The organism is Flavobacterium sp., from assembly GCF_027531905.1.
Lineage (GTDB): Bacteria > Bacteroidota > Bacteroidia > Flavobacteriales > Flavobacteriaceae > Flavobacterium.
This window is the reverse complement of record NZ_JAPZSU010000008.1, coordinates 51,281-63,776: the sequence shown is the minus strand read 5'-3', so window position 1 is coordinate 63,776 and position 12,496 is coordinate 51,281. Positions and strand designations below refer to the sequence as shown.

The following is a 12,496-nucleotide window of genomic DNA, read 5'->3' as shown; positions in this document are numbered from 1 at the left end:
CCCAATAAAATAAGCATTGACATCGTTTTTTTAAAACAAAAAAATCAATCTTGCATTATATCATTTTTTTTAAACCGAGCAAATATATCATTAACGAAAAGATTAACCAATTTTTTTATTAATTAATCTCAAAAAAAAAACTGCAAAAGCGCAGTTTTTTTTTCATATTACATAAAACGTTATACTAACACCGATTTCAAATCAGCATTCATTCCTCTAACTGCTTCTGCGCTTTTAGCAAACGCTGCCTTTTCTGATTCATTCAGGTTGATATCGATAATTTCCTCTACCCCATTTTTACCAATAATACATGGCACACCGATGCAAATATCGTTTTGACCGTATTCGCCTTCCAAGAAAACAGAACACGCAATCATTTTCTTTTGATCGTTCAAAATACTATCCACTAAGTAAGCTACAGAAGCTCCTGGCGCATACCAAGCAGATGTACCTAGCAATCCTGTTAAAGTAGCTCCACCTACCATAGTATCTGCAGCAACTTTATCTAATACTTCCTGCGAAGCAAATTGAGAAACAGGAATACCATTATAAGATGCCAAACGTGTCAATGGAATCATGGTTGTATCCCCATGCCCACCAATAACCATTGCTGAGATGTCATTAGAAGGCACATCTAACGCTTTTGATAAATAATATCTAAAACGAGAGCTATCTAAGGCTCCACCCATTCCTATGATTCTATTTTTTGGTAAACCTGTTGCTTTTAATGCTAAATAGGTCATGGTATCCATTGGATTTGAAACCACTACTACAATACAATTTGGTGAATGAGCTAAAACATTTTCCGCTACAGATTTTACAATTCCAGCATTGATACCGATTAACTCTTCTCTTGTCATTCCAGGTTTTCTTGGAATTCCAGAGGTAATCACAACCACATCACTGTTAGCTGTTTTGGAGTAATCGTTGGTTACACCAACTACTTTGGTATTAAAACCAGTATTAGTAGCGCATTGAGAAATGTCCATCGCCTTTCCTTCGGCAAAACCTTCTCTGATATCTAATAAAACTACTTCACTTGCAATTCCTCTATAAGCAATTACATCTGCGCAGGTTGCTCCAACATTTCCTGCTCCTACAATGGTAACTTTCATTTTTTTTCTAATTTTGTTTATATGTAAAATTGATTCTTATAATCAATCTCCTAATTTACGCATCTATATTGGCATAAACAGCATTTTTTTCAATAAATTCTCTACGAGGCGGTACCTCATCTCCCATTAACATAGAAAAAACGCGATCTGCTTCAACCAAACTATCAATATTCACTTGACGTAAGGTTCTAAAATTAGGATCCATAGTAGTTTCCCACAATTGCTCAGCATTCATTTCTCCAAGACCTTTATAACGTTGAATCGAAGCACTACCTCCCATTCTTTCGTTAGCTTGATCTCTCTGAACATCAGTCCAAGCATACTCTTTTTTATTCCCTTTTTTAACAAGGTACAAAGGTGGTGCTGCGATATAAACGTGTCCTTCTTCAATTAACTCTTTCATAAATCGGAAGAAGAAAGTTAATATTAAGGTAGCAATATGACTACCATCGACATCGGCATCACACATAATAATTACTTTATGATAACGTAGTTTAGAGATATTAAGCGCTTTACTATCTTCTTCTGTTCCTACAGTTACACCAAGTGCTGTAAATATATTTCGAATCTCTTCGTTTTCAAAAACTTTGTGGTGCATGGCTTTCTCCACGTTCAAAATCTTACCTCTCAAAGGCAAAATAGCTTGAAACGCACGATCACGTCCTTGTTTTGCTGTTCCACCTGCCGAATCTCCCTCGACAAGATACACTTCACATCTTGCAGGATCTTGTTCTGAACAATCGGATAATTTACCAGGTAAACCTCCACCGCCCATAACGGTTTTACGTTGTACCATTTCACGAGCTTTCTTAGCTGCGTGACGCGCTTGAGCGGCTAAAATTACTTTTTGTATAATGATTCTAGCATCATTTGGATTTTCTTCCAAATAATTCTCTAACATTTCTCCTACCGCTTGACTTACAGGAGAAACTACTTCTCTATTTCCTAATTTGGTTTTTGTTTGACCTTCAAATTGTGGCTCTGCTACTTTTACAGAAATAATCGCAGTTAACCCCTCACGGAAATCATCTCCAGTAATTTCAAACTTTAATTTATCAAGCATACCTGAGGCATCGGCATATTTTTTAAGTGTTCTTGTCAAACCACTTCTAAAACCTTGCAAATGCGTTCCTCCTTCGTGTGTATTGATATTGTTTACATACGAAAAAATGTTTTCAGAATAACTTGTGTTGTATATCAAAGCTACTTCAACAGGAATTTCTCCTTTTTCGTGATCCATAGAAATCACGTGTCCAATAATTGGCTCACGGTTTCCGTCTAGATAACGAATATATTCCTTTAATCCTTCGGTAGAATGAAATACTTCTCCAAGGAAATTACCATCTTTATCAACTTCTCTTTTATCTGTAAATGTGATTGAAATTCCTTTATTCAAAAAAGACAATTCACGCATACGTGCAGAAAGTGTATCATATGAATACTCTGTAGTTTGCGTGAAAATGGTTGGATCAGGATAAAAAGTTACAATAGTTCCTCTTTTGGTAGTATCTCCAATTTGTTTTACCGGATATAAAGCTTTTCCTCTTTCGTATTCTTGCTCATACACTTTACCATCACTACTATGAACGGTTGCTCTCAAGTGAGAAGATAAGGCATTCACACAAGACACCCCAACACCGTGAAGACCTCCAGATACTTTATAAGAATCTTTATCAAATTTACCTCCAGCTCCAATTTTGGTCATTACTACCTCAAGTGCTGAAACGCCTTCTTTTTTATGAATCCCTACTGGAATTCCACGACCGTTGTCTTCAACTGTAATAGAACCATCTTCATTTATAGCTACACTAATGGTATCACAATGACCTCCCATTGCTTCATCTATAGAGTTATCTACCACCTCATACACTAAATGATGCAAACCACGTACACCTACATCTCCAATATACATCGATGGACGCATTCTTACGTGCTCCATTCCTTCTAATGCCTGAATACTGTCTGCCGAATAATTGTTCTTATTGATTTCCTCGCTCATATATATTTATTCTAAAAATGTATTTTTTGTATAACACGCAAATATACAAAAGCCGAAAGGAATTTAGGTCAAAAATGCCTTTTTAAGCGCTTAAGTTATCAACATTTATGGTTTATATCCCAACAAAAAAAACACGCCCTAAAAAGAGCGTGTTTTCAATAGTACAACTAATAATCTAATTCAAATAATAAATTATGCTTTTACATAGGCATCGTCGTGAACATTAGCCACGGCTCTACCTGATGGATCGTTCATGTTTTTAAAAGCTTCATCCCATTCTAAGGCGATTTTGGTACTACAAGCCACACTAGCTTCTTGAGGAACACACAAAGCCGCTGCATCACTTGGGAAATGTTCTGCAAAAATAGAACGGTAGTAATACTCCTCTTTTGAAGTTGGTGTTTGCAAAGGGAATTTATATTTAGCATTAGCCAATTGTTCGTCAGTTACTTCTTCAGCAACAACTGCTTTCAAAGTATCAATCCAGCTGTATCCCACACCATCACTAAATTGTTCTTTCTGTCTCCAAGCTACACTTTCAGGCAACATGTCTTCAAAAGCCTTACGAACCACCCATTTCTCCATTGGATGCTCTTTATTGATCATTTTATCTTGAGGATTAATGCGCATCGCTACATCCATAAACTCTTTGTCTAAAAATGGCACACGTCCTTCAATTCCCCAAGCAGCCAAACTTTTATTCGCTCTCAAACAATCGTACATATGAAGTTTCCCTAATTTACGAACGTTCTCTTCGTGAAATTCTCTTGCATTCGGCGCTTTATGGAAATACAAATAACCTCCAAATAACTCATCGGCACCTTCACCAGACAATACCATTTTAATTCCCATTGATTTAATGACTCTTGCCATCAACCACATAGGAGTTGACGCTCTTACAGTAGTAACATCATACGTTTCAAGATTGTAAATCACATCACGAACGGCATCCAATCCTTCTTGAATGGTAAATTTAATTTCGTGATGAATCGTTCCAATATGTTCTGCCACTTTTTGAGCAGCAGCTAAATCTGGTGAACCTTCTAAACCAACAGAAAACGAGTGCAATTGTGGATACCAAGCATCTACTTGATCGTCTGACTCAATACGTTTTTGAGCGTATTTTTTGGCTACCGCAGATGTAATTGACGAATCCAAACCTCCTGAAAGCAATACTCCATAAGGCACATCACTCATTAATTGTCTGTGAACCGCAGCTTCTAAAGCTTCTTTAATCGCTGGAATACTAGTTTCATTGTCTTTTACCGCTTCATAGTCTGTCCAATCTCTTTTGTACCATTGTACAAACTCCCCATCTTTACTGGACAAATAATGTCCCGGAGGAAACAACTCTATTTTTGTACAATAGCCTTCTAATGCTTTCAATTCAGAAGCCACATAAAAAGTTCCGTGTTGATCCCATCCTATATATAAAGGAATAATTCCCATATGATCACGAGCTACGAAGTACTCGTCTTTTTCAACATCATAAATAGCAAATCCGAAAATTCCATTCATTTCGTCAATAAAATCAACTCCTTTTTCTTTATATAAAGCCAAAATTACTTCGCAGTCACTTTCGGTTTTAAATTGATATTTACCATCAAACTGTTTGCGCAAATCGCGGTGGTTATAAATTTCGCCATTGGCAGCCAAAATCAAATTACCATCTTCGCTCAACAATGGTTGTTTCCCTGAAGCTGGATCTACAATAGCCAAACGTTCGTGAGACAAAATCGCTTTTTCATTACTAAAGATTCCACTCCAATCTGGTCCACGGTGGCGGATAATTTTAGACATTTCTAAGACTTGAGGCCTTAGGCTTTCTGATTTCTGTTTTAGGTCAAAGGCACATACAATTCCGCACATAACTATATTTTTATTCTGATTATTTAATTTGATGAAGCAAAGATGCTATAACAGATATAAATAGAAAACACAAAATCGATTTTTAGTTATAAATTACAACTAAAAATCGATTTTTAAGTAAAATATGAAATATAAAACAGAAACATTTAGAAGAAAAACTTAAAATCTGTAAATCGAGAACGCTATCTAATTCCAAACACTATTTCATTATAGCCAATACTATTTTTGTCGTATCGAGCGCAGTCGAGACATTACAAGGGTTCTCGACTGCGCTCGAACTGACAAAATGGACTATTAAAAATAAGTTATTGCTATAATCACGATTATTTTTGCTTTGATCCTTTGATATAAGTACTTGAAGGCTTCATCTTAACAATCTGACTAGCTTCCACTTGCATCAAATCGACATCAAAAACCACAAAATCCGCCCACTTACCGACTTCCAAACTTCCTTTTTCGTTTTCTTCGAAATTAGAATAGGCGGCCCAAAGCGTCATTCCTTTTAAGGTTTCTTCGCGAGACAAAGCATTTTCGATTTGGAAACCATTTTTAGGAAATCCCTTTACATCTTGACGTGCTACTGCAGCGTGAAACGTAAGCATTGGATTGACTTCTTCCACAGGAAAATCAGTTCCTAGGGCTATTGTACCTGCTTTTTGAAGTAGCTTTTTATACGCATAGGCATTTTTCAAACGGTCTTTCCCTAAACGATCACCTGCCCAATACATATCCGAAGTGGCGTGTGTAGGCTGAACGGAAGGAATGATTCCGAGTTTGAAATAATCAAAATCGGGTTCCTGAATTACTTGTGCGTGTTCAATTTTCCAGCGACGGTCTTTTTTACCTGTCAATACTTCTTTGTAGATTTTAAGCAAAATAGTATTGGCCGAATCTCCGATGGCGTGCGTATTGAGTTGAAAAGGCGAATTGGCAATTTGTTGAGCTACTGCTTTCAATTGAGGCACTGGAGACAACAAAGCTCCAAATTGTTTAGGACTATCCGAATACGGTTTGTGCATACAAGCGCCTCTGGACCCCAAAGCGCCATCGCCATACATTTTGAATGAACGCACATTCAGTTGATTGGTTTTGTAGATTCCTTTTTTGAAATACAAATCCATATTTTTTTGATTGGCCGTAATCATCGCATAGACGTTGATTTTCATTTTACCCGCTTGTTGCAAACTGTCTATCAAATGGATAATATCTGGATCTAATCCTGCGTCGTTTACTGTTGTCAAACCATAATCAAACATTACTTTTTCGGCATCCAAAAGCGCGGCGATTTGTGTTTTTCGGCTAGGTTTTGGAATGATTTTAAAAACCAATTCCATAGGATTATCAATCAGAATTCCGGTTGGTTCTCCATTTTGAAGTTCAATTTGTCCGCCATCCGCTTTTGTTTTGGAGGTAATTCCAGCCAATTGAAGCACTTTCGAATTGACCACAATAGCGTGTCCGTCAATGCGGTTGAGCACCACTGGAATGTTTGGAAAAGCGGCATCGAGTGCTGTTTTGGATGGAAATTTCTTCACCGCCCAATCGTTTTGATCCCAACCATTGCCAACAATAAATGTTGGATTTTTTGCTTTTTGAAACGCTTTAAGGCGAGTGATTATTTCTTCGAAGCTTTTGGTGCCTCGTAAATCTACTTCTTGCAAGGTTAGTCCATAGCCATAAAAATGACAATGCGCATCTATTAATCCAGGATAAATAAATTTTCCTTTGTAATCTAAAATGGTCTTGGAAGTGTATTTTTTCAGAAGCGAATCCCTATTTCCGATAGCTAGAATTTTCCCATCCTTAATCGCCATCGCAGTAGCTTTTTCGAAGGCAGCATTTACGGTATAAATGGTCGCGTTGGTCACAAGCGTATCCACTTCAGTCTGTGTGCTAGACGTACAAGAAAACAGGAATAGGGATACAAATAACAGAGCAAATGATTTCATATATGTAAATTTTGTTTTTTAGAGGTCATATATGGTTTCGCCTTTTACTTATCGGTGTTTGTTTTCAACAAACTTGTTGTTAGTGGCGATTTCATATTTTTGAAATTGAGTTTGGTCTTGCTAAGATAAGGAAAAGTAAAGTTTAAAATGCTTTTAGTCTGATTGCTAAAAATGAAGTTATTGACTATAAGCTGGCTTTATAGAACAGTTATTTAATCTTCAAACACAAAAAATAGTCTAAAATTTTAAAGATATTTACAGAAAAAATCGTGAGACTTTTAGTATGTTTACGTATTCAAAAATAAAAAATAAACACGAAAACATAAGACTTCGTAGAGCGAAAAACAATTAAGTAAATTTAATATGGATTTTTTTGAAATATTTTTTGGTAGAGGAATACTTGAACTTGTTGGAGGATTTATTAGATTTTTTTTAAATAAGTGCTATTCATTATTAACTGGAAAACCTCCCAAGTCATTATCTTTTTATTTTAAAGAGACAAAAGATGAGACATTTTCAAATGGCGCGGGAAATCATGTAGTAGGAGTTATTTTCTTTGGACTAATTGTTCTAATTACCATCTTTTTAATGTCACCTGAAGGTAGAAAGTTTTTTAGCAAATAATATCTACAAGAATACTCATAAGTTATTATTTTTTATTGCCGATGGCTCGAATATGGATAAAACTTCTCAAGCATAATAGGGCAATCTCAAACTTCTCATCATTTCAAATCGTGTTGCCTATTCGTAAACGCGAAAAAGTCACGCTACTTTTACCATTACAATTTATAGAGTAATTGGCTTTTCGAAAGCAAAAACTTTAAAACAATCCTTGGGTTATATTGATAAAACTATAGAGATTTAGAGGCTTTAGCCGAAGTTAAAGTCCATTTTTGGCTAAAGCCTATACCAAACTCATTTTAAAGAACGGGCTAAAGCCCATTCCTATTCAATATTTGCATAAAAAATCTAACACAAGAACGGGCTAAAGCCCACTCCTATTAAATATTTACAAAAAAATAACCGAACTGGAGCTTCAACTATTTTTTCCCTTCTTTCCAAAATATCCAAAACAATCCCTGCTAGCCCCGGGAGGAGCGGCATCCTTTGCTGCCGGGGTTCGGCAGCAAAGATATAGCGGATCACGGGACGATGAAGCCAAGAAAACCAAATGCTTTCTGCTCCTACTCCAATTAATGCTTTTAATATATTTCTTGAATGGTGTATTTAGTGGTGTTGATTTCGAATTCGAAACCTACTTTGTTGCCCATTAATTTACTGCCCAAAGGCGATTGTGATGAAAGCGCGATGATGTTGATGCCTTCAATGGTGATTTTGGGCAAGGCCAAACTAAGGTACAGGTAAATACCATTGGCAACGACTAAACTCCCCACGACGATGGTTTCGGGGATAATGGTGGAATCGATTTTGTCTAACACCGCTTTTTGTCCTAAAACTTCTTGGAGTTTGTGGTTGAATTTTTCTTGCTCAAGATGCATCATTGAAAGTGCGGTTTCATGCTTGTCACCTGCGGACCCTTTGGCGTCATTTTTTGAGTCTTCGGTCAATGCAGTAATCATATCGCGAAAGGCATCGATGCGGTCTTGCACTAATTGTAGGTAGTAGGCGTGTATTTTTTGTTTGAAGGTCATAGGAAAAGGTTAATCACAAAGTACACTAAGAGAGCGCAAAGTACACAATGTATTATTATTAATTTCTTTTGAAAAATGTTTCGCAAAGTAATTCAAAAAAAAGAAAAATATAACTTCTAAAACAACTCTAAATTTGCTTCAAATTAGTTTTTGAATCAGCTTGTGATTTGTAGTTCATAGGGAGTAAATCGCCCATTTTTTTGGTAGATAAAACCCCTGAATACTCCACATCTTTGACATTAAGATTATTTCCAAAATTATCGATGTAAAGTGTATTTGTCTTGAAAATAATCTGAGATTGCTCTTTCTTTTTGTACAAGACGTTATATACTGAATAAAATTTAGGTTTCTTACCCGCAAGCAATACGTCTTTCAAATCATTGACCAGAATCGTTACTTTTTTCAAATCTCCATTGTCCTCGACTTTAAAAAATTGTGAAGGGTCGGCTTGAAAACTCTTTCGAAACAATAAAAAGTCATCTTTTCCCCAAATAGCATTGGTAAGGTTCTTAAAAAAATGCATAGATGAACCTTGGTAAACTTTCTCTCTTCTTGATTTTACTTTTTCATCATTAATTACCTCAGAAAACAAGGCAGTTCCTAGAAACAAACTTTGAGTTGCATCTTGACTTTTTATTGACTTTTTATAAAATTTCAGGCTAAACTCATATAAATCAAACTTTATTTTATATCCCAAATACTCATTATTTACTATCAAAGGAACTGAAGAACTAGCCGTCAATAGGTTGTTATCATAATCGTATACAAAACTAATTTCATCCTCATTTTCTATCTTACATGATTTTCCTGCTACCGTTCTTCCTAAAAAATACTCTCTGAAAATGTTTAGCATACTTTTTCGACTGAACCCATTTTTCACAATTACTACTTCTTTTAAAGCTTCAGGTTTTAAAGAAAGAGTAACGTTCTGATTGTTGTTTTCAAAAGGATTAGCTATAAAAACCGAATTATAACCTAGGTAACTAATCACCAATGAAGAATTAATCTTTTCTTTTACCACAAGATAATACTTCCCCTCTGAATCAGTCAAAGTACTGATTGTTGTCCCATCCAAATACACTGTAGCTCCGGGTAAAGGCTTTTTTTGTTCATCCAACACAGCGCCTTGAATTACTTGTGCAAAAGCAACGTATGAGAAAAGTAAAAAAAACAAAAGCACCCTTATTTTCATAACTTTAAAAATCAAATTTATAACTCGCTCCCGCTACGATTTGAAATCCTTGAACGGGAAGATTGAGCCATTTTTGATAGGCTTGGTTAGCGATATTGTTGGCTCTTAAAAAAGCAGTAATGCGTTCGCTATATTTATAACCTACATTCAAGTTTACATCAAAATAAGAAGGCAAAGTAATACTAGCAGAATTGGTAACCAAATCCGTGTTGAGTTGATTCTCTTTTCTCTCGCCTACGAAAAAGGCTTTCGCACCTGCAAACCATTTATCGGTAATGACAACGTCTAATGCCGAATTGATTTTCATAGTGGGCAAATTCCAAGCCTCTGCTTGCACATCTGTCGTATAGGTATTTAAAGTAGCATTGATTCCAAAGGCCACGTTTCTTGAAAAATCGGCTTTTAATTCTGCAAAAAGGATCATCGTTTTTACATCATCATAGACAATACCTAATGAATTTCCGAAAGCGTATGGCTCATTGGCACTGTTTTCTGTATAATTATTTGCTTTGAACAAGGCCTTATTCCCTTCATTCAAATAAGACGCGCTAACATTGTAACTAATTGAATTCGCCAATTTCCCCTTTAATCCAGCAAAAAGATTGTACTTGGAATCTGTGGGCTGAATTAATAAAGTTGGTGAAAGAAAAGGATTTTCGTTCACGAAATCCATATAAGTATTCTGTTTTAAACTACCGTCTGCACCTAAATAAAAAATCATCAAATCGCCCACCACTTTGTAGGATGCTTTAAAATTAGGATAGAAATACAATTTGCTTTTACTAGCTTGGGCATCCAAACTATAAAACAAACTTGCGCCTATTTGCAAAGTCCAATCGTTCTCTGCAATGGCAAATCGAGGGGCTAATCCAAAATTCAAGAAGCGATACTCAATAGCCTCTGTATTGGTTTTAGCATAATTATTCTCAAAGGATCCTCCCAAATAATCCAAAACAACAGAGGTAGTGACTGCTTCATTCCAAAGATCCATTCCAAAAATAGATTCTGCAAAAAATCGATTTTCAGAAGATCCAAAACCATCTGTAAAATGATGAAATTTTATTTTGGATTCATCTAACAAACTTTCATCCATAGTGAGATTTCCTGACAGCGTAATGGTATTGTATTTTTGTTCAGGAGCAATTCCGTTGATTAAATCGTTACGCTCACTTGGAGTCAAAGAAATTCCGAAATCAGCTGGCAATCCATACCAATTATAAGTTTGACTTTGAAATCCACCAGCAACATCCCAAGAATAATCACTTTCTTTTACCCCATAAAATAAATCTAATTTGGTATCATAAAAATGGTCATCGAGTAGCACATCATTTATACCGCCTTGAGAAGAATGATGCTGAAAACTTGCTCCTATAAAATCTCTAGCTTGTAATTTTTTATACACAAACAACGAACCTTGAAGCGTTCCGTAATTCCCAATACCCAAAGCAGCATAATTTTCGAACAACTTAATGGCTTTGCCTTTTTCTACGGCAGCTGCCACTCCTTTGCTTGGGGTAAAAGTTGAGGCAACTGGAAAAGGCAAAACCGTATACTTCACGGTTTCTTTCTTTGCATTACCCTTATCGTCCAAAAGCGGTATTTCTTTGATCTTGAAAGCATCCGAAACCGTTGGCGAAAAAGATTTAACCACATTTACTTCTTCTGCTCCAATGGTTTCGTTCTTTTTTTGGGCAAACGAAAGTTGAAGTGTCAACAACAACAGTATAGAAAGGATTATAGTTTGGTGTTTAATTTTCATTTTTTTTCTATTTGTTAAATAGTATGTTCATTACTGAATTGTCTCTGTTATATTTCCCATTCTCCTTTGGCAACAAACTGTGCTTTTCCGCCAATTTGAATATCAAATTGATCATCGGTTACTTTCCCTTTAAAATAAATCTGAGAAGGGCGTCCAATATAATCTCCTTGATAATTAATAATTTCCAATGCAGGCAGATGATATTTCAACAAAAAAGCTTGCAAACAAGAACTAGCGCTTCCGGTAGCGGCATCTTCAATCAATTGATTGTTTTCGATGCACAACATTCGGCTAAACAATTTTGACCCTTCTATATAATAAAAATACAAGGCTCTGTGGGCTGTTTTGCAATTATTTTTCAACCAGTAATCGGTTTTATCTTTATCTAAAACCAATTGCTCCAGCGCTCTTTTACTACTCAAACCCACCAACACAAAGGCGCTTCCTGTTGTTACTTCTTGAATAGGAAATTGATTTTCAAAATCTTCTTTGTTCAGGTTAGTAAATCCTGAAAATTCTTCTTTCGAAAAAATATCCCAAAATTTGGGCTGTGCTGCTTTTAACCAAATCAACTCCTCTGTTCTATGAATCGAAATTGGACCAATCGGAACATTTAATTTTATAGTTTCAGGAGAATTCTCAAACATTTTTCGCATCAAAACCCACGAAGTCCCAATAATCGGATGCCCAGCAAATTGCATTTCATGAGCTGGTGTAAAAATCTTAATCTCGGCACTATTATTTTGGGAATCTAGCTTGGTAATAAAAGTACTTTCGGCAAAATTTATTTCGCGAGCAATCTTTTGCATTTGTTCTGAACTCAAGCAAGCTGCATCTAAAAAAACAGCCAGCTGATTCCCTGCATATTTTTTGTCTGTAAAAACATCAACTATATAAAATGGTAAAGTCATAAATTGTAAAAGGTATTTTGTTAGAAGTAAAATGTAAAACCATCTTTTTT

Annotated in this window: 9 protein-coding genes; 1 reads left to right on the top strand and 8 read right to left on the bottom strand. The window is 35.8% G+C overall.

Annotated elements, in window-relative coordinates; genetic code table 11:
• Window positions 1-179 precede the first annotated feature (179 nt).
• From mdh to O9307_RS02450, 4 genes are all read right to left on the bottom strand, one after another.
• Window positions 180-1,115: a malate dehydrogenase gene (gene mdh, locus O9307_RS02465; RefSeq protein ID WP_298294986.1), complete on the bottom strand. Its 936-nt coding sequence runs from the start codon at window positions 1,113-1,115 to the stop codon at window positions 180-182.
• Window positions 1,116-1,170: 55 nt separating this feature from the next.
• Window positions 1,171-3,114 (bottom strand): DNA topoisomerase (ATP-hydrolyzing) subunit B, encoded by a 1,944-nt coding sequence (gene gyrB / locus O9307_RS02460; protein WP_298294984.1) that lies wholly within the window; start codon window positions 3,112-3,114, stop codon window positions 1,171-1,173.
• A gap of 192 nt (window positions 3,115-3,306) precedes the next feature.
• On the bottom strand, window positions 3,307-4,983 hold the full coding sequence (gene asnB / locus O9307_RS02455; protein ID WP_298294982.1) for an asparagine synthase B: 1,677 nt from the start codon (window positions 4,981-4,983) through the stop codon (window positions 3,307-3,309).
• A 323-nt stretch (window positions 4,984-5,306) separates the two neighbouring features.
• Window positions 5,307-6,932, bottom strand: coding sequence for an amidohydrolase (locus O9307_RS02450; RefSeq protein ID WP_298294980.1), 1,626 nt, complete (start codon window positions 6,930-6,932; stop codon window positions 5,307-5,309).
• A gap of 363 nt (window positions 6,933-7,295) precedes the next feature.
• Between O9307_RS02450 and O9307_RS02445 the strand changes: the two genes are divergently transcribed.
• Entirely contained in the window at window positions 7,296-7,556 is a 261-nt protein-coding gene (locus O9307_RS02445) for a hypothetical protein (protein ID WP_298294979.1), read from the top strand.
• Window positions 7,557-8,134: 578 nt separating this feature from the next.
• Here the strand turns inward: O9307_RS02445 and O9307_RS02440 are convergent.
• The 4 genes from O9307_RS02440 to O9307_RS02425 form a co-directional block, all read right to left on the bottom strand.
• Entirely contained in the window at window positions 8,135-8,584 is a 450-nt protein-coding gene (locus O9307_RS02440; RefSeq protein WP_298294977.1) for a hypothetical protein, read from the bottom strand.
• Window positions 8,585-8,711: 127 nt separating this feature from the next.
• Window positions 8,712-9,758 (bottom strand): carboxypeptidase-like regulatory domain-containing protein, encoded by a 1,047-nt coding sequence (locus O9307_RS02435; protein ID WP_298294975.1) that lies wholly within the window; start codon window positions 9,756-9,758, stop codon window positions 8,712-8,714.
• A 22-nt stretch (window positions 9,759-9,780) separates the two neighbouring features.
• On the bottom strand, window positions 9,781-11,535 hold the full coding sequence (locus O9307_RS02430) for a TonB-dependent receptor (protein ID WP_298294973.1): 1,755 nt from the start codon (window positions 11,533-11,535) through the stop codon (window positions 9,781-9,783).
• A gap of 47 nt (window positions 11,536-11,582) precedes the next feature.
• Entirely contained in the window at window positions 11,583-12,446 is an 864-nt protein-coding gene (locus tag O9307_RS02425) for a PhzF family phenazine biosynthesis protein (protein ID WP_298294971.1), read from the bottom strand.
• Window positions 12,447-12,496: the final 50 nt, after the last annotated feature.

Coding starts and splice junctions, on each gene's coding strand:
- mdh (WP_298294986.1), bottom strand. CDS start 1,115: ATGAAAGTTACCATTGTAGGAGCAGGAAATGTTGGAGCAACCTGCGCA.
- gyrB (WP_298294984.1), bottom strand. CDS start 3,114: ATGAGCGAGGAAATCAATAAGAACAATTATTCGGCAGACAGTATTCAG.
- asnB (WP_298294982.1), bottom strand. CDS start 4,983: ATGTGCGGAATTGTATGTGCCTTTGACCTAAAACAGAAATCAGAAAGC.
- O9307_RS02450 (WP_298294980.1), bottom strand. CDS start 6,932: ATGAAATCATTTGCTCTGTTATTTGTATCCCTATTCCTGTTTTCTTGT.
- O9307_RS02445 (WP_298294979.1), top strand. CDS start 7,296: ATGGATTTTTTTGAAATATTTTTTGGTAGAGGAATACTTGAACTTGTT.
- O9307_RS02440 (WP_298294977.1), bottom strand. CDS start 8,584: ATGACCTTCAAACAAAAAATACACGCCTACTACCTACAATTAGTGCAA.
- O9307_RS02430 (WP_298294973.1), bottom strand. CDS start 11,535: ATGAAAATTAAACACCAAACTATAATCCTTTCTATACTGTTGTTGTTG.
- O9307_RS02425 (WP_298294971.1), bottom strand. CDS start 12,446: ATGACTTTACCATTTTATATAGTTGATGTTTTTACAGACAAAAAATAT.